Origin of the sequence: Planotetraspora mira (genome assembly GCF_016863275.1) — a bacterium.
Taxonomy (GTDB): domain Bacteria; phylum Actinomycetota; class Actinomycetes; order Streptosporangiales; family Streptosporangiaceae; genus Planotetraspora; species Planotetraspora mira.
The window spans coordinates 74,494-99,486 of sequence record NZ_BOOO01000022.1 but is presented as its reverse complement, the minus strand read 5'-3'; the positions used below and the strand labels follow the sequence as shown (position 1 = coordinate 99,486).

Annotated in this window: 23 protein-coding genes; 15 read left to right on the top strand and 8 right to left on the bottom strand. The window is 69.9% G+C overall.

Translation table 11 applies throughout. From position 1 onward, the window contains the following. Positions 1-2: 2 nt before the first annotated feature. A complete protein-coding gene (meaB, locus tag Pmi06nite_RS21775; RefSeq protein ID WP_203954914.1) occupies positions 3-962 on the top strand; it encodes a methylmalonyl Co-A mutase-associated GTPase MeaB in 960 nt (319 codons plus the stop codon). A 110-nt stretch (positions 963-1,072) separates the two neighbouring features. Here the strand turns inward: meaB and Pmi06nite_RS21770 are convergent, their stop codons facing one another. Together Pmi06nite_RS21770 and Pmi06nite_RS21765 are read right to left on the bottom strand one after the other, a co-directional pair. Then, on the bottom strand, positions 1,073-1,762 hold the full coding sequence (locus tag Pmi06nite_RS21770; protein WP_203954913.1) for a DUF4230 domain-containing protein: 690 nt from the start codon (positions 1,760-1,762) through the stop codon (positions 1,073-1,075). Positions 1,763-1,848: 86 nt separating this feature from the next. After that, positions 1,849-3,660, bottom strand: coding sequence for a hypothetical protein (locus tag Pmi06nite_RS21765; RefSeq protein WP_203954912.1), 1,812 nt, complete (start codon positions 3,658-3,660; stop codon positions 1,849-1,851). A 337-nt stretch (positions 3,661-3,997) separates the two neighbouring features. Between Pmi06nite_RS21765 and Pmi06nite_RS21760 the strand changes: the two genes are divergently transcribed. Next, a complete protein-coding gene (locus Pmi06nite_RS21760; RefSeq protein WP_203954911.1) occupies positions 3,998-4,543 on the top strand; it encodes a MarR family winged helix-turn-helix transcriptional regulator in 546 nt (181 codons plus the stop codon). Positions 4,544-4,650: 107 nt separating this feature from the next. Here Pmi06nite_RS21760 and Pmi06nite_RS21755 read toward each other — a convergent pair whose 3' ends face one another. Next, positions 4,651-6,375, bottom strand: coding sequence for a S8 family serine peptidase (locus tag Pmi06nite_RS21755; RefSeq protein ID WP_239114096.1), 1,725 nt, complete (start codon positions 6,373-6,375; stop codon positions 4,651-4,653). A 212-nt stretch (positions 6,376-6,587) separates the two neighbouring features. On the opposite strand from Pmi06nite_RS21755, the gene icmA reads away from it, so the two are divergent. Next, positions 6,588-8,270 (top strand): coenzyme B12-dependent isobutyryl-CoA mutase large subunit, encoded by a 1,683-nt coding sequence (gene icmA, locus Pmi06nite_RS21750; protein WP_203954910.1) that lies wholly within the window; start codon positions 6,588-6,590, stop codon positions 8,268-8,270. Positions 8,271-8,735: 465 nt separating this feature from the next. On the opposite strand, the gene Pmi06nite_RS21745 is transcribed toward icmA, so the two are convergent. Further along, positions 8,736-10,115: a pyridoxal phosphate-dependent decarboxylase family protein gene (locus tag Pmi06nite_RS21745; RefSeq protein ID WP_203954909.1), complete on the bottom strand. Its 1,380-nt coding sequence runs from the start codon at positions 10,113-10,115 to the stop codon at positions 8,736-8,738. Between the two features lie 78 nt (positions 10,116-10,193). Here Pmi06nite_RS21745 and Pmi06nite_RS21740 point away from each other — a divergent pair, with 78 nt between their 5' ends. From Pmi06nite_RS21740 to Pmi06nite_RS21720, 5 genes are all read left to right on the top strand, one after another. Continuing rightward, positions 10,194-10,661 (top strand): Lrp/AsnC family transcriptional regulator, encoded by a 468-nt coding sequence (locus tag Pmi06nite_RS21740; RefSeq protein WP_203954908.1) that lies wholly within the window; start codon positions 10,194-10,196, stop codon positions 10,659-10,661. Positions 10,662-10,735: 74 nt separating this feature from the next. Continuing rightward, entirely contained in the window at positions 10,736-11,653 is a 918-nt protein-coding gene (locus tag Pmi06nite_RS21735) for a tetratricopeptide repeat protein (RefSeq protein WP_203954907.1), read from the top strand. Between the two features lie 47 nt (positions 11,654-11,700). Further along, positions 11,701-12,330, top strand: coding sequence for a cytidylate kinase-like family protein (locus Pmi06nite_RS21730; RefSeq protein WP_203954906.1), 630 nt, complete (start codon positions 11,701-11,703; stop codon positions 12,328-12,330). 148 nt (positions 12,331-12,478) lie between these two features. Continuing rightward, positions 12,479-13,888, top strand: coding sequence for an NAD-dependent malic enzyme (locus Pmi06nite_RS21725; protein WP_203954905.1), 1,410 nt, complete (start codon positions 12,479-12,481; stop codon positions 13,886-13,888). Positions 13,889-13,991: 103 nt separating this feature from the next. Then, on the top strand, positions 13,992-14,567 hold the full coding sequence (locus tag Pmi06nite_RS21720; RefSeq protein WP_203954904.1) for a YqgE/AlgH family protein: 576 nt from the start codon (positions 13,992-13,994) through the stop codon (positions 14,565-14,567). Positions 14,568-14,634: 67 nt separating this feature from the next. Here the strand turns inward: Pmi06nite_RS21720 and Pmi06nite_RS21715 are convergent, their stop codons facing one another. Beyond that, on the bottom strand, positions 14,635-15,276 hold the full coding sequence (locus Pmi06nite_RS21715) for a TetR/AcrR family transcriptional regulator (protein ID WP_203954903.1): 642 nt from the start codon (positions 15,274-15,276) through the stop codon (positions 14,635-14,637). Positions 15,277-15,416: 140 nt separating this feature from the next. Here Pmi06nite_RS21715 and Pmi06nite_RS21710 point away from each other — a divergent pair, with 140 nt between their 5' ends. From Pmi06nite_RS21710 to Pmi06nite_RS21690, 5 genes are all read left to right on the top strand, one after another. After that, the gene (locus tag Pmi06nite_RS21710; protein ID WP_203954902.1) at positions 15,417-16,982 is read left to right on the top strand and encodes a DHA2 family efflux MFS transporter permease subunit; all 1,566 of its coding nucleotides are present in this window, start codon (positions 15,417-15,419) and stop codon (positions 16,980-16,982) included. 137 nt (positions 16,983-17,119) lie between these two features. Continuing rightward, positions 17,120-17,371 carry a DUF3039 domain-containing protein gene (locus Pmi06nite_RS21705; protein WP_373317324.1) on the top strand — a complete coding sequence of 84 codons (252 nt, stop codon included), beginning with the start codon at positions 17,120-17,122 and terminating at the stop codon, positions 17,369-17,371. 99 nt (positions 17,372-17,470) lie between these two features. Continuing rightward, on the top strand, positions 17,471-18,412 hold the full coding sequence (locus tag Pmi06nite_RS21700; RefSeq protein WP_203954900.1) for a zinc metalloprotease: 942 nt from the start codon (positions 17,471-17,473) through the stop codon (positions 18,410-18,412). Between the two features lie 156 nt (positions 18,413-18,568). After that, complete coding sequence (locus Pmi06nite_RS21695; RefSeq protein ID WP_203954899.1) at positions 18,569-19,309, top strand: hypothetical protein; 741 nt, start codon at positions 18,569-18,571, stop codon at positions 19,307-19,309. 152 nt (positions 19,310-19,461) lie between these two features. Further along, positions 19,462-21,216, top strand: coding sequence for a DEAD/DEAH box helicase (locus Pmi06nite_RS21690; protein WP_203954898.1), 1,755 nt, complete (start codon positions 19,462-19,464; stop codon positions 21,214-21,216). Between the two features lie 63 nt (positions 21,217-21,279). Here Pmi06nite_RS21690 and Pmi06nite_RS21685 read toward each other — a convergent pair whose 3' ends face one another. The 3 genes from Pmi06nite_RS21685 to Pmi06nite_RS21675 all read right to left on the bottom strand — a co-directional run bounded on the left by Pmi06nite_RS21685 (position 21,280) and on the right by Pmi06nite_RS21675 (position 24,057). Further along, a complete protein-coding gene (locus Pmi06nite_RS21685; protein WP_203954897.1) occupies positions 21,280-21,927 on the bottom strand; it encodes a hypothetical protein in 648 nt (215 codons plus the stop codon). 202 nt (positions 21,928-22,129) lie between these two features. Then, entirely contained in the window at positions 22,130-22,702 is a 573-nt protein-coding gene (locus Pmi06nite_RS21680) for an isochorismatase family protein (protein WP_203954896.1), read from the bottom strand. Positions 22,703-22,773: 71 nt separating this feature from the next. Then, the gene (locus Pmi06nite_RS21675; RefSeq protein ID WP_275409591.1) at positions 22,774-24,057 is read right to left on the bottom strand and encodes a nicotinate phosphoribosyltransferase; all 1,284 of its coding nucleotides are present in this window, start codon (positions 24,055-24,057) and stop codon (positions 22,774-22,776) included. Positions 24,058-24,096: 39 nt separating this feature from the next. On the opposite strand from Pmi06nite_RS21675, the gene clpS reads away from it, so the two are divergent. Next, positions 24,097-24,384 (top strand): ATP-dependent Clp protease adapter ClpS, encoded by a 288-nt coding sequence (gene clpS / locus Pmi06nite_RS21670; RefSeq protein WP_239094800.1) that lies wholly within the window; start codon positions 24,097-24,099, stop codon positions 24,382-24,384. Between the two features lie 84 nt (positions 24,385-24,468). Next, a complete protein-coding gene (locus Pmi06nite_RS21665; RefSeq protein WP_203954894.1) occupies positions 24,469-24,993 on the top strand; it encodes a DUF2017 domain-containing protein in 525 nt (174 codons plus the stop codon).

Genomic DNA, 24,993 nt, shown 5'->3' with positions numbered 1-24,993 from the left:
ACGTGGACGTCCGCGAGCTCGCCGCCGACGCGCGACGCGGCCGGCCGCGCGCGGTCGCCCGCCTGCTCTCCCTGGTCGAGAACGCCGTGGCCGCCCCCGAGCGCGCCGCGACGCTCCGCGAGGTCATGGCCGAGCTCGCGACGGGGACACGCAAGCCGTACACCGCGAGGGTGATCGGCCTGACGGGCGCGCCCGGCGTCGGGAAGTCCACGACGACGGGCATGCTCATCCGGGCCTTCCGCGCCCGCGGCAGCCGGGTGGGCGTCCTCGCCGTAGACCCCTCGAGCCCGTTCACCGGCGGCGCGCTGCTCGGCGACCGCGTGCGGATGCAGGACCACGCGACCGACCCCGACGTCTTCATCCGCAGCATGGCCAGCCGGGGTCACCTGGGCGGGCTCGCGTGGGCCACGCCGCAGGCGCTGCGCGTCCTCGACGCGGCCGGCTGCGACGTCATCCTCATCGAGACCGTGGGGGTCGGCCAGGCCGAGGTCGACGTCGCCCGGCTGGCCGACACGACGCTCGTGCTGCTGGCTCCGGGGATGGGCGACGGCATCCAGGCGGCGAAGGCGGGGATCCTCGAGATCGCCGACGTGTTCGTCGTCAACAAGGCCGACCGCGACGGCCTCCAGGCGACCGTGCGCGACCTGCGCAACATGGTGGCGCTCGCGACCACGCCGTGGCGGCCCCCGATCGTCCCCACGGTGGCGGCGAAGGGCGAGGGCGCCGAGGAGTTGCTCGACGCCCTCGACAAGCACGCCGCCCACTTGGAGGAGTCGGGCGAGTTCCGTCGCCGGCGGCTGGCCCGCGCCAGGGACGAGATCGAGGCGATCGCGCTCGCGCAGATCAGGTCCAGGCTCGCCGATCCGCACGTGGATCGGCTCGAGGGGCTCGCCGAGCGCCTGCTCGCGGGCGCCGTCGATCCCTACTCGGCCGCGGACGACCTCATCGCCGCCCTCGGCTGACCGCCCTCAGGCTCCCTGTACGGCTCTCGCGAGCCTCGCCGTACAGGGGCCGCCCGTGAATGGTCCCGGCGGGCGGGGGAGCCCGCGAGCATGATCGCGGGCTCCGCGGGTCACGCCTCGTCGCCGTACCGGATGACCACGGTGGTGAAGCCGAGGGCCTTCAGCATGCCCTCCAGCGTCGCCTTGGTGTTCTGGTCGGCCCGGTTGCGCAGGTCGCTCGAGGCCGCGGTGTCGGCGATCTTCTGCTCGGCCAGCACGTAGAGCTCCTGCTGGTTCGCCGGCGAGGAGGACAGGAAATCCGACACGCGGTCGAACAGCCCCCGTTGCTGGGCGAACACATAGGACTTCTGGTTGTCCAGATTCGGTTTCTCCAACTGGGCGTGCGGCAGCCGTACCGTCACGGTCTTGCCGTCGGGGGAGACGGTGATGGCGTCCTTGGAGAGTCCGGAGAAGTCGACGTAGGCGTCCACGCCGCCCACGCCCACGAAGAGGGTCCTGGTTCCCTTGATGGCGTCGGGCAGGAAGTTGGCGTCCTTCTCCAGGTCCACGATGACCTGGAAGTTGCCCGTCGCCGCCTCGTATCGGCTGAGGTTCTGGATCGACTTCAGCAGCACCGGGCTGCTGCGGTCGATGGTCTCCTCCCCGAGCGGGTTCAGCCACGACCAGGTCAGGCGTGCACCCACGACGACCAGGAGGATGACGAAGAGGAAGCCGGCGAGCAATCGCCAGCCTCTGCGTGGGCGCCGGGCGACGGGTTCGTCGGTGTCCGGCGTGGGGAGGGGTCGGGTCTGACGGTCCACGGGAGGACATCTTCCCCTTATTCGCCCGATCTCACATCCACGCCATCGCCGCCGAGGCCGCCGGGGAACCGGTTGACCTGGCCGGCTCACTGCTGGAAATCGTGGTGACGGCGATGCCCGCGGAAGCCCCCGGAGGCGCCCACGGGTGACAACGCGGTGCCGTCGCCGGGGAGCCGCTCCTGGCCGGGGCGGAAGTCGGTGCCACGCCGGGAGTCCTGGCCCCCGTCCCGGTCCGTCCCGTCGGAACCCGGGTCCTGATCCGGTCGGGAGCCGGGTGCGTCGGTGCCGTCACGCCGGGGAGAGTCCTGCCCGGAGCCGGAGCCGTCGGGGGTTTCGGGCAGGGTCCCGGGACCCGCAGACGCGCCGGGCCCGGGCTCGGGGGAGGCGCCGCCGTCCGGGCCCGTCCCCGTGCCGGTGTCCGGCCCCGCGCCCTGACCCGTCCCGCTCCCGGCTCCCGGGATCGGCCCGGGCACCGTGCCCGGGCCCGCTCCGGGGACCGTGCCGGGGGTGAGGACCACGCCGGGAATCTGTCCGGCCGGTCCGGAGGGCGACGGCACGACGGGCGCCGCGGACGGGTAGCCGGGGCTCGGGGCCACCGGATACACGGGCGCGTAGCCCGCGTCGGCGTTGACCGGGTATCCGGTCATGTTCGGGTCCGCCTGCCTCGCCCCGCCGCCGAAGTGCCGGCTCTGCAGTCCGCACGAGACGAAGTCCGAATAGAACATGCGCAGCCAGTCGCGCCGCTGGGTCTCGGTGAGTTCGGAGAACCACACCGCGGCGTACCGGTGCTCGGGCAGCGGCCCCGCCGACAGCGGCTCGTTGCGGAGCCAGGAGATGACGATCGCCCGGTAGCCGGCGGTGACCGTCCCGGGGCACGGCTTGGCGAGCCGGTCGAGGAACTCGCCCGCCGCGCGGTCGGCGTACCCGTCGTTCAGGTCGTCGACATGGATGAAGGCCACCCCCGGGTCCGCCTGGTCGCCGTCGTCGGGGGAGTGCTGCTCGACCCGGTTGAAGGCGGCCGGGGTGCCCGCCAGCCTGGCGGCGATCGTCGTGAACGTGCTCACCAACTCGGTGAGGCCGGCGCGCATCGAGGGATGCACGCACACCGTGATCGGCCACTCCTGGCAGCTGTAGACCAGGCGCTCGCTCGCGGCCACGGTCTGCGGTTCGGTGACCAGCCGGGCGGCCCCCGTACCGGCGGCCATGACGGCCATGACGGCCGCGGCGAGCGCGAGCATGCGCCTGGTGACGAGCGCCACCCACCCGAGCAGGAACGCGGTGCTCAGGCCGAGCAGCCACAACGTCTGATCGGTGAAGGCGGTCGCACTCATCCCCTCGAACAGGTCGTACGGCTCCCGCGTCGCGGGGGCGAGCCTGTCGGCCCAGGTGAAGTTGCCGGCCAGCCAGGTGAAAAGCACATAGGTGCCGAGCCCGGCGATCGCCGGTGTGGCGACGAGAGGGAGCAGCCAGCCGACGATCCAGCCCACCACCACGTAGAGGGCCAGCGAGGCGACGCACATGGCCAGGCCGCTGGGCACCAGGCGTCCCGGTTGCTCGCCCAGGCCGGCACGCAGCCCGAGCACCAGGACCGTGGTGCCGAACGAGCCGGTCACGACCACGAGGATCGCGAGCGGCGCCTTCACCGCCCGCCACGGAGTGATGGCACGGCCGTTGCTGGCGCGATGCTTGCGCACCGCCACCCATGCCGCGAACGCGGCGGCGACCGGGCCGGTCAGCCGGAGCGAGCCGATGACCGCCATCACGATGTCGTCCCAGCTCATGAAGCCGGGTATCAAGGCGCTCCACGCGACGACGAGCCCGAGCGCCAGCAACACGGTCACCGTGACGACCGTGCCGTGCTTGAGCTCCTCGCGTGAAACGCCTCTGTGGTTACCCACGGCCCGGCGCGGCCCATGGCCGCACCATCGTCGATATACGGCGCGTGCTACGCGCCGGGACAGGCATGCTGCCCATCAAGCACCCCCCGTGCCTGTGTGAGCGGGGCGTGGGACCGCGCCGTTCCCCCCGGCACTGGTCTTCCATCGGCCTCGCCACGGTCCGCGTTTAGCAGACCGGGCTCCCCGGGCCACCGGGTTTGCCGCCGCCTCACCTTTTGACGTCGCAACCATAACGGAGCGTGACCCTGAGGGAGGGAGTTCTGGGGTCAAGGAATGAATTCAGTTACGCTACGTGCGCGGGTCGATCACGAAAGCCGTCGCGATACCGTATATCGCTGTGTCCCTTCCGCCCAGTTCAAGCCAGCTCCCGCTCAGCGGTTCACGGCCGCTCAACCTGCCGTTCGACCCGATCGAACGTGCCGCGGAGACCTGGCGCGAGAAGTTCGGCCCGTCGTCCGCCATGGCCGCCGTGACGTCGATCATGCGAGCTCACCAGATCCTGCTGGCGCAGCTGGACACGCTGCTGAAGCCGTACGACCTGACCTTCGCCCGTTACGAGGCGCTGGTGCTGCTCACGTTCAGCCGTGCCGGCGCCCTGCCCCTGTCCAAGATCGGCGAGCGTCTCATGGTCCATCCGACCAGCGTGACGAACACCGTCGACCGGCTCGAGCGGGCCGGCCTGGTCAAGCGGATGCGCAACCCCAAGGACGGGCGCGGCGTCCTGGCCCACATCACCGACGAGGGCCGTGACGTGGTGAGCCGGGCCACCGCCGACCTCATGGAGGCGGGCTTCGGCATGGGCATGTACGGCGACGCCGACCTGGGGGAGATGTTCGACCTGCTGAAGACGCTCCGAGTCGCCGCAGGAGACTTCAGCGTTTAACTGCGCTCGCTTCGCTCGCGCTCCACGTTGCGGAGCGAGGGCATCGAACACGGTGACGGCCACCGCCCGGAGGCGATGGCCGTCTGTGTCATGCGGAGGGTGTGCGGTCAGTGCCCCACGGCGTGGAGGGCGTTGACGATGCCCTTGCCGTAGAAGCCGTTGCCGAACACCGAGCCCTCACACGTGTGCGTCGCGGTGGCGGTGCTACCGGTCGGCAGGATCCGGGTGTAGGTAAAGGCGGCGGGGTTCGGACAGGCCTTCTTGGTGGCCGTGCCCTTGAGGATGCCCTCGACGACGCTCGGGTCGAGCGTCAGGCCGCCGTTCCGGTAGTCGCGGTGGCCGTACTTGCTGACGATCAGCGCCACGACGCCGACCGCCCTGGGGGAGGCCATCGAGGTGCCCTGGAGGTACTGGTAGTAGGCGCAGACGGAGCCCTTGCAGTCCTTGACCACGTAGTCGACCGTCGGGTCGCCGTTGGCGTCGATCTCCCCGTTGGCGACGGCGAGGGCCTTCGGGTAGGCCGAGAGCGTCGTCTTGGTGATGTCCCTGGTGTTGCCGGGGGTGTCGTAGGCGTCCCCGCCCGGCGAGGCCACGTCGATGTAGCCGTTGCCGTAGTCGGAGTAGTACGCCTTGCGGGTGCTGATGCCGGTCGACGACACGGAGATCACGTGCTCGCCCTCGCTCGGCATCGAGATGCAGCTCGGCGGGATCGTGCGGGTGCGCGGCTGCTGACCGGCGACCTGGGCGAAGTCCGGGCTGGAGGCGTCGGAGATCGTCTTCGTGTAGTCGGTCGCTCCGTTGCCGGCCGCCGACACCAGGGTCACGCCGCGCTTGTCGGCGTAGTTCAGTGCCCGCTGGACCGCCGTGACGATCGTCCGCTGCTCCAACTGCTCGTCGGGCGAGTCGGCCGGGTTGTTGGCGCAGTTGAACAGCCACGGGTCGATGTAGTAGCTCATGTTGACCACGTCGACGCCGATGTCGCCGGCGTAGGTGAGGGCGTCGATGGTGGGCTGGACGAAGAAGTAGCCCGAGTCCTGGCCCGCCCGCAGGTTCACCAGGGTGACCTTGGGTGCGACGCCGGAGATGCCGAGGCCGTTGATGGGGGAGGCGATCGAGGAGGCGACGTGCGTGCCGTGCCCGTCCTCGTCCACGTCGTTGGGGTCGTTGCAGGAGCCGTCCGGGTCACTCGCGCACGGCCCGTCGATCACGGTGCCGTTGGCGTCGGCGGGAAGGTCGACGGTGAAGTTCCGGCTCAGCTTCTTGCTGAAGTTGGGCGCGATGTCGGGGTGGGACCCGTCGATGCCGGTGTCGAGGACGCCGACGAGGACGCCCTTGTCGCCCTGCTCGTACTTGTGGGCCTTGTCCGCCTGGATCTGCTTCATGTCCCACTGGAGATCGGACAGCGGCTCGTCCTTGGTGCTCTTGTGTCCCTTGGCAGGGGAGCCGTGACCGCGGCCTTCCCGCTCGACCGCCTTGTTCTGGGCGGCCTTCCGCGTGACCGCGGCGTCGTCGGGCACACTGCCGATCGTGCGGTTGCGGGCGACGCCTCCGATCGCCGCATTGTTCTTGATCGCACCGACGAAGCCGGCGTTGGTGGTGCTGACCGTGGCGACGCCGACCTCGGAATTGACCTTGACGAGCGTGCCGCCTGCCGCCTCGATCGCCTTCTGGGCTTGTGTGGCGTTGGCGCCTTCCTTATACAGGACGACGTATTCGGTCGTGGCCTTTTGGGCCGCGGCTCCGGATCGCGTGGTCTCCACCGCTTGAGCCGGGGCCGTCAAGGTCGCCGCTACGACCGCGGTCGCTGCGACGACAACTGTGACGCGCTTCACATCCACCTCCGTGTGGACTTTGAGAGGGCCCTAGCCATGGTTGAAGATTTCATCTGTTTGTCAAAGATCCGTGGCAATTTGCGACCAACGTGTGACATGACGGCATGCGAAGGGGAATGGTCAGGTCACATTCCGTAATGGGCGGCTGGGTGTTGGGGATGGTACTAGGACGTCCTAGTATTTTCTTTGGGATCCGACACTTTGGAGGCCGTATGGACCCGAAGCACGCGCGCGACGCCGACACCGAGGCCGGCCGGGCCCGCTGGCAGGCACGGTACGACGCCGCCTTCAAGCGGGCAGGGGAGTTCCGGACCCTTTCCGGCCTGGAGGTCGACCCCGTTTACGGGCCCACCTCCAGCGATCCGCGATTCGCGCGCATCGGCTGGCCCGGCGAGTTCCCGTTCACCCGGGGCCTCCATCCGACGGGCTACCGGGGGCGGCCCTGGACGATCCGGCAGTTCGCCGGGTTCGGCAACGCCCAGCAGACCAACGAGCGCTACAAGATGATCCTCGGCGCGGGAGGAGGAGGCCTGTCCGTCGCGTTCGACATGCCGACGCTGATGGGCCGCGACTCCGACGACTCGCACTCCCTCGGGGAGGTGGGGCACTGCGGTGTCGCCATCGACTCGGCGCTGGACATGGACCAGCTGTTCGACGGCATCCCGCTCGGTGACGTCACCACCTCGATGACCATCAGCGGGCCGGCCGTACCGATCTTCTGCATGTACGTCGTCGCGGCCGAGAGGCAGGGCGTGCCGACGGGCAAGCTGAACGGAACCCTCCAGACGGACATCTTCAAGGAGTACATCGCGCAGAAGGAGTGGCTGTTCTCCCCCGAGCCCCATCTGCGGCTGATCGGCGATCTCATGGAGTTCTGCGCCGCCGAGATCCCCGCGTACAAGCCGCTGTCGGTCTCCGGCTACCACATCCGGGAGGCCGGATCCACGGCGGCGCAGGAGCTGGCCTTCACCCTCGCGGACGGGTTCGGCTACGTCGAGCTCGGACTGTCGCGCGGGCTCGACGTCGACGCCTTCGCTCCGGGGCTGTCGTTCTTCTTCGACGCGCACATCGACTTCTTCGAGGAGATCGCCAAGTTCAGGGCCGCCCGGCGGATCTGGGCCCGGTGGATGCGGGACGTGTACGGCGCGCGGACCGAGAAGGCCCAGTGGCTGCGCTTCCATACCCAGACCGCAGGCGTCTCGCTGACCGCGCAGCAGCCCGACAACAACATCGTCCGCACGGCGGTGGAGGCGCTGGCGGCGGTGCTCGGCGGGACCAACTCCCTGCACACCAACGCGCTGGACGAGGTGCTCGCGCTGCCGTCCCAGAAGGCCGCGGAGATCGCCCTGCGGACGCAGCAGGTCATCATGGAGGAGACCGAGGTCGTCAACGTCGTCGATCCTCTGGGCGGCTCCTGGTACGTCGAGGAGCTGACCGACAGGCTGGAGGCCGAGGCCGAAGCCATCTTCACGAAAATTCGGGATATGGGGTCTGACGGGACGATGACGTCCGGGATCCTCCGAGGCATCGAGGACGGCTGGTTCATGTCGGAGATCGCCGAGGCGGCCTTCGACTACCAGCGGAAGCTGGAGAAGGGGGACAAGCGGATCGTCGGGGTGAACTGCCACACCGCGTCGGTCGAGGAGCCCCTGGAGATCCTCCGGATCAGCCATGAGGTCGAGGTCGAACAGCGGCGCGTTCTCGCGGAACGCCGCGGCGCCCGGGACCAGGCGGCCGTCGACGCGGCTCTGGCGGCGCTCACGGCCGCTTCGAGGACGAGCGACAACATGATCCCGCCCATGCTCGACGCAGCCCGGGCCGAGGCGACCCTGGGGGAGATCTGCGACGCCCTCCGCGCCGAATGGGGCACCTACTCAGAACCCGCCCGTTTCTAACCCCTCTGCCGTGATCATGCACAGGTTCGGAAAGGTGGCCGCCGACCAGCGGCCACCTTGCCCGTGATCATGCACAGGTTCTTGGAAATGACCGCTGACCAGCGCGATTACTGCCCGTGATCATGCAGGGATTCGTCGATCGCATGGCCGACCTGCCGCTTTCCAGTTCGTGATCATGCGCAGATTCTGTGGTCGGCCGTCCGACCTGCTGTTTTCCTTCCCGTGATCATGCACGGCGGAGTCCAGTGCATGATCACGGGAGGGGTTTCTCGAGGTCGGGCGACATGTCTGCGAACCTGTGCATGATCACGGTGGAAGTCTTGCGAGGTCAGGTGGCGTGCGACCGAATCTGTGCATGATCACGAATTGGATTCGCCCAGCTCGAGCGTCATGAACACGAATTTGTGCATGATCACGGGCGGAGTTCGCCCAGCTCGTACGGCATGCCGCCGAATGTGTGCATGATCACGCGGGAAAGAGGGTGGTGATGTGGTCGAGGAGGGACTCCAGGGTTTGGTCGTCGGTTGCCGGGGCCATCACGGTCACCCGGAGGTGGCGGACACCGCCGATCTCGGCTGAGGTCAGGTGGAAGGTGCCGTCGGCCATCAGCCGTTCGCGGATGGCCGCCTGGTCGGCTGTGCCGTACCGGAAGCAGACGATGTTGCTCTCCGGCTCGTAGGGGAAGACGAAACCGGGCCGGTTCCCGGCCAGTTCCCAGAACCTGTGGGCCGTCTCGTACTGCCGCGCCACGTATTCGCCCATGCCCCGCTCGCCCCGCCATGCGAGGTTGAGGAAGATCTTCAGCCCGAGCTCGGCCTTGGTGCACTCGACGGCTCTGCCGACCAGGTCGAATCCCTGGTCGCCGTAGAAGAGGTAACTCGCCTGCTGCTGGAAGGCCGCGTCCAGGTCGGGCTCCCGGCGCACGAGCACCGCGGCGGCGAGGCTCGAGGTCCGCAACATCTTGTGGGCGTCCCAGATGACCGAGTCGGCCAGTTCGACGCCGTCGAGCAGATGCCGGTGGCCGTCGCTGAGCAGGGCTGAGGCCCCGTGTGCGCCGTCCACGTGATACCAGATGTCGTTCTCCGCGCAGAACTCCCCGATCGCCCGGAGATCGTCGTACAGGCCGGTGCCGGTGGCGCACGCTCCGGCCACCAGGGCCATCGGCCGTCGCCCCGACCGGCGCACCTGTTCCAGTACGGCGGGCAGGCGGGTGACGTCGATCCGGCCGAGGCCGTCCACCTCCAGCGGAACGACGGCCCGCTCGCCCAGGCCGAGGATCGCGGCGGCCCGGGTGATCGAGTAGTGCGCGGACGGCGGTGCCAGCAGGACGAGGTCCGCCGGGACGCCGTCGGCCCAGGCATCCGGCGCCACGGCCGCCCGCGCGGCGAGCATCGCGGTCAGGTTGGCCAGGGAGCCCCCGTGCGTCAGCACGCCGCCGCCGTCGCGGAAACCGACCTTGGCGAGCATCCAGCGCAGCACCTCGAACTCGACCGTCGCGGCCGAGGCGCCCATCTCGTAGATCGCCATCGGATTGTTGGTCGCGCCGTGGACGAAGTCGGCGAGCGCCGCGGGAAAGTCGGGAACGGCGCTCTGGTGGCCGAGGTAGGCGGGGTGGTGCAGCCGGGTGCCCTCGCGGAGATAGTCGCCGAGGAACCGCCGGTAGTCCTCGGGCGTCATGCCTCCATCGCGGATCCACCGGGCCAGCTCCAGCTTGTCCGCCAGCGCACGCGGAGGCCGGCGGCGCAGAACCGGTGCCGCGCCCCGCTGGCTCTGGTCCACGTAGGCGGCCAACTCGTCCACCGTCACCTCTGCGGCCTCGGCGAACTCCTTCACGTCCCACGTCATATTCGACTCCATGGCAGGATGATGACTACATCGGACGGTGGAACGCCATAGACGCCGAATTCTGAAGCGAGATACCTCATGAGCAGCGAACTGGATTCGATCGACAGGGCGATTCTGGCAGAGCTGCAGAACGACGCACGGCTGCCCAACAAGGACCTCGCGGAGCGGGTGGGCGTCGCCCCCTCCACGGCGCTGGAGCGGGTGCGCGGCCTGCGGAGGCGTGGGGTGATCACGGGCTTCCGCGCGGAAGTGGACGCCAAGGCGCTCGGCCGTTCGCTTCAGGCGATGCTCGCGCTGCAGGTGCGCCCGCACACCAGCCAACTCGTCGACCCGCTGCGCGCCTTCATACTCGGCCTTCCGGAGACGATCGCCCTGTTCCACGTGGCCGGGCCGGAGGACCTCCTGGTGCACGTCGCGGTGCCCGACGCCGATCATCTGCACCGGCTGATCCTGGAACGCATCCTGATCCGCCCGGAGATCTTTCACCTGGAGACCACCCTCATCTACCGGACCGAGCGGCAGCCGATCCAGCGCCCGGTCGGCTGACCGCGGTGCGCCCGTCGTCCTAGGAGGCGGGGGTTGGCACGGATCAGGGGCGCGCGTACGGCAGGATTGGGGGTATGGCAGCGGACTTCTCTCGACCTGGATCCCTGTACGGCGCCGTGGACCTCGGTGCGCGTAAGCAGGCTCTGGAAGCGCAGGCACGGCGCGAGGCCGAAGGGCCAGGAGCGACCCCGGACGTGATCGAGGCGACCTCGGCCACCTTCAACTCCGACGTCGTGGAGCGCTCGATGAGCGTCCCGGTGATCGTCGAGGCGACGGTGCCGAGAGCGGAACAGGTTCAGCAGTTCAGCTACACGCTGGAGAAGCTGGCCGCCGAGGCCGCCGGCGCGTGGCTGCTCGCCCGCGTCGACGTCGAGGCGAACCCCGACCTCGCCCAGGCGTTGCGCATGCGGGCGATCCCCACCGTCTATCTGGCGTTCCAGGGCCAGCTCATGCCCCTGTTCGAGGGGCCGCTGCCCGAGGCGCAGCTGAGGCAGGCGCTGGAGCAGGTCTTCGAGCAGCTCGGCGTCGAGCTCGCCGAAGCCGCCCCGGAACAGGAGGAGGGCGGCGAGGCCGAGCGGGTCGACCCGGACCTCCTCGCGGCCGACGAGGCCATGGACAAGGGCGATCTCGACGCGGCGGCCGCGGCCTACGAGCGCCTGCGCGCGAAGTCGCCGGATGACGAGGCCGCGAAGATCGGCCTCGCGGGGGTCGGCCTCCTGCGCCGGACCCAGGACCTCGACGCGGCCGACGTCATGCGCCGTGCCACCGCGGACCCCGCCGACGTCGACGTGCACATCCAGGCCGCCGACCTCGAGACGCTCGACGGGAAGGTGGACGACGCCTTCGACCGGCTCGTCGCGCTCGTCCGGCGCACGAACGGCGCCGACCGCGACAAGGCCAGGCGTCACCTGCTCAGCCTCTTCGACGCGCTGCCGGCAGAGGACCCCTCGGTCTCCAAGGCGCGGCGGAACCTCGCCAACGCGCTCTTCTGAGACCTTCCTGAGAGGTCGCCCGCCCGCTGCGCGGGCATAGGAGGGACGTGCGGGTCGTCACCATCTCCGCGACGTACGGCACAGGCGGCAGCGTCATCGGGCCGGCGGTGGCCGATCGGCTCGGCGTGCCGTTCGTCGACCGGGCGATTCCCGGCGCCGTCGCCAGTGAACTCGGCGTGACGCTGGAGGAGGCGCTGGCGCACGACGACCGGGCGGAGAGCGGCTTCGGCAGGCTCCTTACCGGCATGATGCGGCTGCCGACGGTGACGCTCGGCGGCGTGGAGCTCTACGTGCCCGCCGGGATGCCGCTGACGCCCGACGAGTTCGCCGCCCGGACTGAACAGGTCATCCGCGAGATCGCCCGGGTGCACGGCGGCGTGATCCTGGGCCGGGCCGGCGCGATCGTGCTCGCCGATCATCCGGGCGCCCTGCACGTCCGGCTCGACGGCCCGCTACGGCGGCGCGTCCTGCAGACGGCGGCGTTCTCCGGCATACCGGAGCAGGAGGCCAAGAGGGTCGTGAACGACAACGACCGGGCGCGAAGGGCGTATGTCCGGCAGTTCTACCGGAGCGACCCCGCTGATCCCGGGCTGTACCACATGGTTCTGGACAGCACCGTCATCCCGGTGACCACGTGTGTGGAGCTGATCGTGGCCGCCGCCTCGGCTGTGGGCTGAATCACCTGTCCGGGGATGGCACGATGGAATACATCCACGATGCCGTCGAGCCGGGTGCGGCAGCCGGGCGAGCGATTCGCCCGAGCCGGCAACACGCCCGCACCGAGCGCGTACGGTCGGAAAGACCCCCGCAAAGGAGCGGATTGCCGTGGCCACCGTGCCAAGCGTTTCCTACTCGATCACTGTTCGCCTTGAGGTCCCGGCGGGGGGCAAGGCGGTAAGCCTGCTCACCCACGCGGTGGAGAACGCCGGCGGGGTGGTGACCGCCCTCGACGTGACCAACGCCGGCCACGAGAAGCTTCGCATCGACGTGACCTGCGCCGCCAGGGACACCGATCATGCCCAGGCGATCGTGGACAGCCTGGGCGCGGTCGAGGGGGTCACCATCCACAAGGTGTCCGACCGCACCTTCCTCATGCATCTCGGCGGCAAGATCGAGATGCAGTCGAAGGTCCCCTTGCGCAACCGCGACGAGCTGTCCATGGCGTACACGCCCGGTGTGGCACGCGTCAGCCTGGCCATCGCGCGTAACCCGGAGGACGCCCGCCGCCTGACCATCAAGCGCAACTCCGTCGCCGTGGTCACCGACGGCTCGGCCGTCCTCGGCCTCGGCAACATCGGCCCGGCGGCCGCGCTCCCGGTGATGGAGGGCAAGGCCGCGCTGTTCAAGCGCTTTGCGGGCATCGACGCCTGGCCGATCTGCCTCGACACGCAGGACGTCGACGAGATCGTGCGGACGGTCCAGGTGATCGCTCCCGGGTTCGGCGGCATCAACCTCGAGGACATCTCCGCGCCGCGCTGCTTCGAGGTGGAGCGCAGGCTGCGCGAGTTGCTCGACATCCCTGTGTTCCACGACGACCAGCACGGCACCGCGATCGTGGTGCTCGCCGCCCTGACCAATGCGCTGAAGGTCGTGCGTAAGGAGCTCGCAGACGTCCGGATCGCGCTGGCCGGCGCCGGCGCCGCCGGCACCGCCGTGCTGCGCCTGCTGCTGGCGGCCGGCGCGCGCAACGTGGTCGTGTGCGACTACCTGGGTGCGGTCCATCTCGGGCGGGACGACCTGGACGACTCGCTGCGCTGGATCGCCGAGCACACCAACGCGGACGGGTACGCGGGCGACCTGCGCGGTGCGGTCAAGGGCGCCGACGTCTTCATCGGGGTGTCCGCGCCGGGCATCCTCACCGCCGACGACGTCGCCGCGATGGCGGAGGGCGCGGTGGTCTTCGCGCTGGCCAATCCCGAGCCGGAGGTGTCGCCCGACGACGCCCGCGAGTACGCGGCGGTGGTGGCCACCGGCCGGTCCGACTACCCGAACCAGATCAACAACGTCCTGTCCTTCCCGGGTGTCTTCCGCGGTCTGCTCGACGCGCAGGCCAACGGCGTCTCCCAGGAGATGCTGCTGGCGGCGGCCAAGGCGCTCGCCGCCGTCGTGACCAGCGAGGAACTGGGGCCGAACTACATCATCCCCAGCGTCTTCCACCCGGACGTGGCCAACGCGGTGGCGGCAGCCGTACGTGAGTCGGCCGGCGGCAAGGCGCGGGGGTTCACCGAGGCCTGATCGGCGGCCACTTGCGGCGACACCGGCCGTACGGTGGGTGACGTCCCAGGCTGAGTCGGGGGTGGCGTGCGCGAATCGCCATTCCTCGTTCATCATGGGAGGTATGGCGGAAGCGATCTACGTCGGCCGGCTCCTCGTGGCGACGCCTCTGCTCGACGACCCCAACTTCCGGCGCAGCGTCGTCCTCGTCCTGGAGCACGACGAGGACGGCGGCACGCTGGGAGTGGTCATCAACAGGCCGAGCGAGGTCGCGGTGACGCAGGTCCTCCCCTCATGGGACCCGCTGGTCACCGGCCCCCCTGTGCTCTTCGAGGGCGGGCCGGTCCAGACCGACAGCGCCCTCGCCCTGGCCGCGGTGCTGAGCGGCGAGGAGCCGCTGGGCTGGCGGCGGCTGCAGGGCAGGTCCACGATGTCCCGCCTGGGCACGGTCGACCTCGACGCGCCCCCCGAGATCCTCGCGGGGGAGATCTCGCAGATGCGGATCTTCGCCGGATACGCGGGCTGGACCGGCGGTCAGCTGCAGGCGGAACTCGAGGAGGGCGCCTGGTACGTCGTGGACTCCGAGCCGGGCGACACCTTCAACTCCGATCCGGCCGCGCTCTGGCGTAGCGTCCTGCGGAGGCAGCAGGGCGATCTCGCCCTCGTCGCGACCTTCCCCGAGGACCCCCAGCAGAACTGAGAGCCGGCGCACGCCCGCACGCATCCTGCTCTGGTCGCGTGAGCGAAGTCGCGTCGCGGCGGCCGCTTCAGCCGGTCGCAGGAGACGAGACGGCCGCCGCGGCCAGATCCCAGCCCGGGCGAAGGGAACGGTCGGCCAGTTTCAGCACGTCATCGAGGCGCTTGGCCATGATGTCGAACCCCTGTGGGCCGCTGGTGTAGCAGACCATCCCGAGGCCGGTGAAGATCGACACGACGAACTGGGGTAACAGGTCCCCGGTGTCGGTGCCCTGTCGGCGGGCGACCTCCGCGACGAGCCTCTTCTCGTTGTCCATGAGCAGGCGCATCTGGCCGGCGAGCAGGTGGGGTGTCTCCTCCACCAGTTGCCGCGCCCTCATGAACCGCTCGGCCTCCGCGGGTTCCTTGTCCCGCAGGGTGCCGATCATGGCGCGCATCGCCTGGCTGAGTGCCGTGTACGGAGACTCGCTCTCCGGGCGGGCCGCGAACTCGGCCAGGAAGATCTCCTGGCTGTCGGCGGGCGGGGAGAGCGCGACCTCCTCCTTCGACGAGAAGTACCGGAAGAACGTGCGCGGCGACACGTCGACCCGCGCCGCGATCTGGTCGATCGTCGTGGCGTCGTAGCCCTGTGTGAGGAAGAGCTCGAGAGCCGCGTCGATCAAGGCGTTTCGCGTCTGCACCTTCTTGCGCTCGCGCAGACCCACGGTTGTCACCTGCTCGAAACTGGTAGTTCACATGCTGTCAGATGTCACCGTATGTCGGATAAAAGGATTTGTCATCTGTCATGCAGTGACATAAATTACGCATCGTTGCCTGAGACTAGACCGTTGGCCTTTCCAAGGGGGACCCATTCATGGCTCAAGCGGTAGCAGTACCACCTGATACGCGTGACGGCGGCGGGGACGCGCATCCGTGGCTGACGCTGCTGGCCGTTTCGCTCGGCGTCATCATGGTGATGCTCGACGGCACTGTCGTGGCGATCGCCAACCCGGTCATCGGCGTCGAACTCGGGGCGTCGCTGTCCGACCTGCAATGGATCACCAGTGGTTACCTGCTCGCGCTGGCGGTCTTCCTCATCACCGCCGGAAAGCTCGGCGACCTGTTCGGCCACAAGAAGATCTTCCTCATCGGTGTCGCGGGCTTCGCCCTGACCTCGCTGGCGATCGGACTGACCTCCTCGATCGGGATGCTGATCGCCTTCCGTGTCCTGCAGGGCCTGTTCGGCGCGCTGCTCCAGCCGGCCGCGCTCGCCCTCCTGAGGCTCGCCTTCCCCGGTGAGCGGCTGAACATGGCGATGGGCGCCTGGGGCGCCATCATCGGGCTGTCCAGCGCGGGAGGCCCGATCATCGGCGGTCTGCTCGTCGAGAACGTGAGCTGGCAGTCCGTCTTCTTCATCAACGTGCCCGTCGGCGTGGCGGCGCTGGCGTTCGGCCTGTGGGTCCTCAGGGACGGCCGGACGAAGCTGTTGTCCAGGGTCGACTGGCTCGGGGTGCTGCTCCTGTCCGTCACGATGTTCTCGCTGGTCTGGTCCATCATCAAGGCGCCCGAGTGGGGCTGGGGCGATCCCAAGACCATCGGCTTCCTCGTCGCGGCCGTCGTCGTCGGCGCGGTGTTCCTGTTCTGGCAGGCCCGGGCCGCCGAGCCGTTGCTGCCGCTGAGCCTGTTCCGCAACGTCTCGGTCTCCATCGGCACCGGCCTGATGATCCTCATGGCGTTCTCGATGTTCGGGGCGATGTTCTTCCTCACGTTCTTCTTCCAGGGCGTGCACGGGCTCAGCCCGCTGGAGTCGGGCCTGCGGATGTTGCCCATGAGCGCCGGCATGATCGTGGCCTCTCCCATCGCTGGAATCCTCATCGGCAAGCTGGGGCCCCGCGTCACCATCGCGGGCGGCATGCTGATCACGGCCGTCGCGATGTTCCTGATGTCGCGGCTCAGCGTCGAGGCGCAGTTCATGGACAGTGCGATCCCCTTCGTCCTGCTGGCCTTCGGCCTGTCCCCGGTCTTCGTGGGAGCGACCGAGATCATCGTCGGCAACGCGCCCGAGGAGCTCAGCGGTGTCGCGGGCGGCGTGCAGAACTCCGCGATGCAGGTCGGCGGAGCCCTCGGCACCGCCGTCCTCGGTGCGATCGTGGCGGCCAAGGTGTCGAGCGTGCTGCCCGGCTACCTCGGCCCGGCGGCCGCGAACCTCCCGCCCGCGCAGTTGGAGGGGCTCAAGTCGGCGGCGTCGGTCGGCATGGCGCCTCCCGGCCTGTCCGGCCCGGCCGCGGGTGTCATCACCAACGCCTCGCACCTGTCGTTCATGGACGGACTGCACCTCGGCTTCGTCGTGAGCACGGCCGTCGCCGTGATCGCGGCGCTCCTGGCGCTGTTCGTCAAGGCGGGCCGCAAGACCGAGGGCGCCCCCGTCCACGTGGGCTGACGGCGCTTGTTCCAGCGGTACGGCTCCACTTCCGGCAGTACGGCTCCCGCTCGTTCCCGGGCGGGAGCCGTACCCGTCCCTGGATCGTTGCGCGGGCCCGGCGTCAGGGCGCCGTCCGCTCAGTAGACTCGGTGTTCGTGACCAGCACGAAGATTCTTCCCGAGAGCGATGTCGCGCCGCGCGTGTCACACGGCGACGGCGACCACGAGCGCTTCTCGCACTACGCCGACAAGAACAAGATCACTGAGAGCTACGTGACGGGTGCTCCCGTCCGGGCTCTCTGCGGCAAGGTGTGGGTGCCCAGCCGGGATCCCAAGAAGTATCCGGTCTGCCCGGAATGCAAGGAGATCTACGAGGGACTGCCCAAGGGCAAACCTTCCGACGACTGAGTGTCGAAACGAAATGATCCCCCCCGGGACGGCTAACGTCAGGCTCCTGACCAGCAAGATCGGGGGGAGCGAATGGCCCGGTGTGCGACAGCCGTCCTCATGGCATGCCTGTTCACGCTGGGCGGCGGCCTCCCTGTCGCGGCCCGCGCCGACAGCCGGCCGGACCCGGCTGAGGTGAGGGCCGAGGCGGAGTGCCCGGTCGACGAGCCGTCCGAAGGTGTGGCCCTCCGCCCTGGAGCCGAGGGCCTCACCCACGCGGTCGAGCCGCGCGAACCGGGGCCGGAAGAGATCGCCCGGATGTCCGCCGACCTGCGGCGCCGGCTCGAGGAGTCCGGAGGCATGCGCCGGGTGCCGGCCACGGGCGAGATCATGGTGCCCCTCTGGGTGCACGTGATCAAGGACGGTGCCCTCGGGCTCTCGGACGCGGGCGTCAAGCGGCAGGTCGACACGCTGAACGCGGCCTACGGAGGCAGGCTCGGCGGCGTCGACACCGGGGTGCGCTTCGTGCTCACCGGCATCACCCACACACTGAACAAGGACTGGTTCCGCGACCCGCTGGGCAACGAGGCGGCCATCAAGACCAAGCTGCGCGTGGGCGGCGCGGAGACGCTCAACCTCTACATCGCACAGCTCGGCGAGCTGGTCCTCGGCTACGCGACCTACCCGTACTGGTACCAGGGCGAGCCGCAACTGGACGGTGTGGTCATCGACTGGCGCAGCGTGCCGGGAGGCCCGTTGCGCAACTTCGACAAGGGCTTCACCGCCGTCCATGAGATCGGCCACTGGCTCGGCCTGCTGCACACCTTCGAGAACGGCTGCGCCACGCCGGGGGACGCGGTCGACGACACCCCGCCCGAGGCGTACCCGACCACCGGCTGCCCGCCCGGCAAGGACACCTGCACGGAGCCGGGGGAGGACCCCGTCCACAACTTCATGGACTACGCCCAGGACCGGTGCATGACCAACTTCACCGCGGGCCAGGCGGTCCGGATGCGGCAGATGTGGGACCTCTATCGCAGGCCGACCGTTCCGGCTGTCTAGATCCGATAGCAATGCCCGGATTTTCGTTGACGAGGCACCGTCTCTGTGAGTAACTGCCACAGCAGCGCTCATGGTGACGCGGGTCGCTCGTGATCGATCTGGCGCTCGCCGGCTCGGTCCCACGTGCGCCCGGCTCCTCCGGCTCCGGGAGGCTTCGTGAACGATCAGTGGACGCGCCGCGTGTGGCCGCCCGCCGACGACGACACGCCCAAGCCCATGCCCCCGCTCATGCCCACACCTCCGCTCATGCCCGCGCCCGTCGACGACCCGCCCGCGCATGACGACGACCTTCCGCCCTCGGCCGTCTGGTACGGCACGCCCGTCGAACCGCCCCGCCGCATGCCGCGGTGGCTGCAACGCCTCCTCGTCGCCGGGGCCGCCGTGGCCGTCGCCGCCGTCGTGATCGGCGGGGCGGTGCTCGTGATCCTCAATCGCAGTGAGACGGCGCCTCCGCCCATGGTCGCCGATCCGCTCGCCGGGGTGTCCTACTCGCTGCCGCCGGAGTGGACCGAGGGGATGGTCGCGCCGGTGACCGGCTTCACCTCCGTCGCCGCCCGAGGCGACCTGGCCACGGTCATGGCCAGGCCGGAGGCGCACGTGGACCCGGACGGTCTCGGCCCCGCCGTACTCGATCTGAGCGGCCTGTACGCCAAGCTGCTGCTCCACGGCGACAAGGTCGAGGTGGTGGACGACCGCGACATCACGATCGGCGGACGGCCCGGCCACACGCGGGCCGTCCGGGCGGAGTACCGCGACGTCGTGAACCAGCCGGCCTTCATGAGAGTGACGTTGCTCACCCGCCCCGACGGCAAGAGCACGGTGCTGCTGGGCCTCGCCCACCCCGACGATCCCCGCTCACGTGCGGACATCGAGACGGTCATGGCGGGCGTGCACTGATCTGCGCGGACGCCCATACCACAGGAGGCGTGCGGTGGCTCGAATCTCGTCGGCTCGGCACGTCTTGTCGGTGGGTCCGACTACCCTGAGGTCACTGTGAGGGAGCGAACCGATAGATACACCATTGTCCTAACGAGCGCGGGGAGGCGTCGTTGAGCGTTTCGGCCGCGTCCCATCTCTCCCCTTCCTACCCTGATCGCGCCGCCTGGGGCACCGCCACGAAGTTGCGCGCCTGGCAGCAGGAGGCGTTCGACCTCTACCTCCAGCGCGAGCCGAGAGACTTCCTGACGGTCGCAACGCCGGGGGCGGGCAAGACGACCTACGCCCTGCGGATCGCCAGCGAGCTGCTCACCCGCGGGGCCATCAAGGCCATCACGATCGTCACGCCCACCGAGCACCTGAAGCGCCAGTGGGCCGACGCCGCCGCCAAGGTCGGCATCGGCATCGACCCCGAGTTCAAGAACAGTCAGGGCGCCACCTCCCGCGACTACGTCGGCGTCGCCATCACCTACGCCCAGGTCGCGATGCATCCCGCCCTGCACAGGGCGCGCACAGAGGCGCGCAAGACGCTCGTCATCTTCGACGAGATCCACCACGCGGGCGACGCCAAGTCGTGGGGAGACGGCGTCCGGGAGGCGTTCGAGCCCGCGACGCGGCGGCTCGGCCTGACGGGCACGCCGTTCCGGTCCGATGACAGCCCGATCCCCTTCGTCTCCTACGTCGAGGACGGCGAGGGCGCGTTGCGGAGCGCCTCCGACTACTCCTACGGGTACGGCCCCGCTCTCGCGGACGGCGTCGTCCGGCCCGTGATCTTCCTGGCCTACTCGGGCGAGATGAAGTGGCGCACGCGGGCGGGTGACGAGATCACGGCCACGCTCGGCACCCCCCTCACCAAGGACCAGCTCTCCCAGGCCTGGCGGGCCGCGCTCGATCCCAAGGGCGACTGGATCCGCCAGGTCATCCAGGCGGCCGACCGGCGGCTCACCGAGGTCAGGCGGGGCATGCCCGACGCGGGTGGCCTGGTCATCGCCACCGACCACGAGTCGGCCCGCGCCTACGCCCGGCACATCAGGACCGTCACCGGTGAGGGCGCGCAGGTCGTGCTCTCCGACGACCCCGGCGCCTCAAAGAAGATCAAGGACTTCGCGACCTCCGAGGCGCGCTGGCTGGTCGCGGTCCGGATGGTCTCCGAGGGCGTCGACATCCCGCGCCTGGCCGTCGGCGTCTACGCCACGAGCATCTCGACCCCGCTGTTCTTCGCGCAGGCGGTGGGCCGCTTCGTCCGGGCCCGCAAACGCGGGGAGACCGCCTCGGTGTTCCTGCCGTCGGTGCCCCTCCTCATGGGCCTCGCCTCCGAGATGGAGGCCGAGCGCGACCACGTGCTCGGCCGCCAGCGCGATGAGGACGGGCTCGACGACCTGCTCCTGGAGCAGGCGCAGCAGGACAAGAAGCAGCCCGACGCCCTGGGTGACGAGCTGCCCTTCCAGACGCTGGAGGCCTCGGCCACCTTCGACCGGGTGTTGTTCGACGGCGGCGAGTTCGGCACCGCCGCGGCTCCCGGGTCGCCCGAGGAGGAGGACTTCCTCGGCCTTCCCGGGCTGCTCGAGCCGGACCAGGTCGCGTCACTGCTGCGCAAGCGCCAGGCCGATCAGCAGGCCGCCAAGCGGAAGGTGAAGCCGGTCTCGGAGTCCGAGCCCGTGCTCGCCCCGCATGAGCTGCTGCACGAGCTGCGCAAGGAGCTCAACGGGCTTGTGGGCGCGTGGAACCACCGCACCGGGCAGCCGCACGGTGTGATCCACGCGGAGCTGCGCAGGGCCTGTGGAGGTCCGGCCATCGCCCAGGCCTCCGCTGAACAGATACGCGAGCGGATCGCGATCATCCGCAAGTGGGCCACGCAGCGTAAGTGAGGCAAGCCGGGCCCCGCGAGGCCCGGCTTCGCCACTTCTTTCCACGTTCCTGCTGCGTCCCCTCTACGTCCCGGGGGACGCGGGGATTCCCGGCTTGAGCGGGATGCGATGGCCGGTGCGGGCGTCGATCGCCACGTAGTGCGGGCGGGGACGCAGCGGCGGGCTGAGCTGGAGGTCGAGCGACGCCTGGCCGCCCGCCACCGTGACGGGGAGCGCGTGCGCCCCCTCGTGGTGTTCCGCGATTCCTTCTTCCAGCCAGATCCGCAACCGCCGTCCGGCGGGCCGCAGGGCCACGGAGGCCGTGCCGCATTCATGGGGGGTGGCGGCCCAGTAGACCGTCATGCCGTCCACTTCGGTGCCGCGACGCGAGAGCCGTACGGACCCGGGGGTGAGCGCATGGATGGCGCAGGGGCGGGCGGTGACCGACGCCAGGGGCGTGGCGGCGGCGCCGTCACGAGAGGCGGCATGAGAGGGAGAGGCGGCGTGGGAGGGGGAGCCGGCCGGGCGGGCGAGCGGGTGCGACGCCATGGACGCGGGAGGCTCCTCGAGGAACCCCATCAGCAACGTGCCCGCCTGTAACCCCGCCAGGGTCAGGGCCGCCGCCCCGCGGGCGAGCCCGCGGTGGCCGCGGCCGAAGAGCAGCCAGACGCACACCGGAGTCAGGATGAGCCAGGAGAGGCCGAGCACGAACGCGAACATCGAGGCTGCCAATCACGAGGAGATGTCGCTCTACGTAATACACCCATGACGCATCGTGGTGAAGGCATTGAACGTCCCATGACCGGAGTGTCGGCGGGGCGTGGGACGCATGCGGCCGGGGTCAGGCCGCTTTGGAGGCGGCGCATGGGACGCCTGCGGCGGTAGGAGAGCAGCGTGATCGGCGGCGGGCGTACCCGTCCGTGACGGCGCCGGGTCAGGGGCGCACCACAGGAGTGCCGACGAGCTCGACCCCTGCCTTCTCGAGCTCTCTCAGGGCGCGGTCGGTCGTGTGCCTGGCGACGCCGGCGGTGAGGTCGAGCAGGACCCGTACGGCGAAGCCGTTCCGCACGCCGTCGAGCGCGGTCGCCCTGACGCAGTGGTCGGTGGCGATGCCGACGACGTCCAGGGCCTCCACGTCGTGCCGGCCGAGCCACTCGCGGAGGCCGACGCCCGACGGGTCGGCTCCCTCGAATCCGCTGTAGGCGCCCTCGTGCGCGCCCTTGCTGAAGACCGTTTCCACGACCGCGGTGTCGAAGGCGGGATGGAAGTCGGCTCCAGAGGTGCCCGCGACGCAGTGGGCGGGCCAGGTGTCCACGTAGTCGGGTTCGGCCGAGAAGTGGCCTCCCGGGTCGACATGCCGATCGCCGGTGGCCACGACGTGGTCATAGGCGTGCCGCCTCGTGTGCCGGGTGATCGCGGCGGCCACCTCGGCGCCGCCGTTCACGGCGAGGCTGCCGCCTTCACAGAAGTCGTTCTGGACGTCCACGACGACGAGCGCGGTTCTCATTCGGTCTCCTCACGGCGAGGGAGGGCGCCGGCGTGACTCTCGCGCGCCGGCCTCGGTGTGATCAGCTGCGATCAGCTGAAGACGGTGGGGACGGCGGGGTCGCCGGGCGAGAGGCTGTGGGCGGCCGAAGGCAGCTCGGCCAGCGTGGCGCGGTGCCGTTCGCGGGCGGCCTCCAGGGGTTCACGGCCGACGACCCGGCCGTCTCTGACCAGCTCGGCCAGCAGGGGCCTGCCGCCGGACTCCACCGGCGCGCCTGTGACGATCTCCGCGGTGGCCGTCCCGCCGGACGTCTCCCGGTAGGCCCACTTGCGGCCGCCCTTGCTCGGCTTGCCGACGGACCGCTTGGCCACCGGCTGCAACCGGCCTGAGGCGTCCTCCCGGGCGACCAGCTTGTAGACGAGGTTGGCCGTCGGGCACCCGGACCCGGTGACCAGGGCGGTGCCCACGCCGTAGCCGTCGACGGGGGCCGCGGCGAGTCCGGCGATCGAGAACTCGTCCAGGTCGCCGGTCACGATGATCCTGGTGTCCTCCGCGCCGTACGCGTCGAGCGCCCGCCGCACGTCCAGGGCCGCCGCACCCAGGTCGCCGGAGTCGATCCGCACGGCGCCCAGGTCGCGTCCGGCGAGCTCCACGGCGGTCCGCACGGCCTTCGCCACGTCGTAGGTGTCCACCAGCAGGGTCGTGTCCATCCCGAGGGACTGCAGTTGGGCGCGGAAGGCGTCCTCCTCCGAGTCGTGGAGCAGGATGAACGCGTGGGCCGCCGTTCCCGCCGTCGGCACGCCGTACACGCGGCCCGCCCTGAGGTTGGAGGTCGAGGAGAAGCCGCACAGGTAGGCGGATCTGGCCGCGGCGACGGCGGCGATCTCGTGGGTGCGCCGGGAGCCCATCTCGATCAGCGGCCTGCCGCCGGCCGCGTGGGCCATCCGTGACGCGGCGGACGCGATCGCGCAGTCGTGGTTGAGGATCGACAGGACGATGGTCTCCAGCAGCACCGCCTCGGCGAACGTGCCCTCCACCACCATGATCGGTGAACCGGGGAAGTAGGCCTCGCCCTCGCGGTAGCCGTACACATGTCCGGAGAACCGGTAATCGGCGAGAAACGCCAGAGTCGGCTCGTCGACGATGCCCGCGGCCCGGAGGTAGTCGAGATCTGATTCCTCGAACCGGAACTCCTCGAGTGCGTCGAGGAAGCGGCCGATCCCCGAAACCACCCCGTATCGGCGCCCACCGGGCAGCCGCCGGGCGAACACCTCGAAGACCGCCCGCCGATGCGCCGCACCATCGGCCAGGGCGGCCTGGAGCATCGTCAGCTCGTACTGGTCGGTCAGCAGGGCGGAGCCCATGGTCGTGCGCACGTGTCGAAGACTACGACCGGCGTGGTGCAGGATGGTCCTGTGGGTAGTACCGCTCCGGCCGAGGTCGAGCGTCCGTCGACGGACGTGCGGCCAGACTTGCCTTGGCTGACGATCGTCTGGAACGACCCGGTGAATTTAATGTCGTACGTCACATATGTCTTCCAAGCGGTGTTCGGCTATCCGCGGGAGAAGGCGGAGAAGCTGATGATGGACGTTCACCACAAGGGCAGGGCCGTCGTCGCCAGCGGCGCGCGCGAGGAGATGGAGCGCGACGTCCAGATTCTGCATTCCTACGGCCTGTGGGCCACCGTCCAGCGGGACTCCTGACGTGGGCGGCGTGTCGGGCGGGCATCCGAGCGGGCATCGGTGCGGGCGTTCATGTGAGCGTTCATGCGAGCGGGGGCCGGGCCGATGAGCACGGGTTTCAAGTCATCGGGCAAGGGCGTGTCCGTCAAGCTCGACGCCGGTGAGGTCTCGCTCCTCGTCTCCCTGGTGTCCCAGGTCCTCGATCTCGTGGAGCCCGGCGCGACGGGCGACGACCCCCTCGAACGGGCTCTGGGCATCGGGTCGCCCGAGGCGCCGTCGGATCCGGTGCTGGCCCGGCTGTTCCCCGCGGCGTACGCGGACGACGACAAGGCGGCGGGCGAGTTCCGCCGCTACACCGAGGCGACGCTGCGCGACGGGAAGCGGGCCGACGCCACGACGTTGCTGGAGACGGTCGAGCCCGGGAAGGTGCAGCTCACCGCTGAGCAGGCCCTGGCCTGGTTGCGCGCGATCAACGACGTACGGCTCGCGCTCGGCATCCGGCTGGAGGTGACGGAGGAGGTCCACGAGGAGATCGCGAGCATGTCCGAGGACGATCCGCGTTATCCGGCGTTCGTGACCTACGACTGGCTGACCTACCTGCAGGACACCCTTGTCCGGGCCCTTTGGTAG

What these genes read in the sequence shown, in the direction of transcription:
- icmA (WP_203954910.1), top strand. Translation starts at nt 6,588, where the DNA reads ATGGACCCGAAGCACGCGCGCGACGCCGACACCGAGGCCGGCCGGGCC.
- Pmi06nite_RS21745 (WP_203954909.1), bottom strand. Translation starts at nt 10,115, where the DNA reads ATGACGTGGGACGTGAAGGAGTTCGCCGAGGCCGCAGAGGTGACGGTG.
- Pmi06nite_RS21740 (WP_203954908.1), top strand. Translation starts at nt 10,194, where the DNA reads ATGAGCAGCGAACTGGATTCGATCGACAGGGCGATTCTGGCAGAGCTG.
- Pmi06nite_RS21735 (WP_203954907.1), top strand. Translation starts at nt 10,736, where the DNA reads ATGGCAGCGGACTTCTCTCGACCTGGATCCCTGTACGGCGCCGTGGAC.
- Pmi06nite_RS21720 (WP_203954904.1), top strand. Translation starts at nt 13,992, where the DNA reads ATGGCGGAAGCGATCTACGTCGGCCGGCTCCTCGTGGCGACGCCTCTG.
- Pmi06nite_RS21710 (WP_203954902.1), top strand. Translation starts at nt 15,417, where the DNA reads ATGGCTCAAGCGGTAGCAGTACCACCTGATACGCGTGACGGCGGCGGG.
- Pmi06nite_RS21700 (WP_203954900.1), top strand. Translation starts at nt 17,471, where the DNA reads ATGGCATGCCTGTTCACGCTGGGCGGCGGCCTCCCTGTCGCGGCCCGC.
- Pmi06nite_RS21680 (WP_203954896.1), bottom strand. Translation starts at nt 22,702, where the DNA reads ATGAGAACCGCGCTCGTCGTCGTGGACGTCCAGAACGACTTCTGTGAA.
- Pmi06nite_RS21665 (WP_203954894.1), top strand. Translation starts at nt 24,469, where the DNA reads ATGAGCACGGGTTTCAAGTCATCGGGCAAGGGCGTGTCCGTCAAGCTC.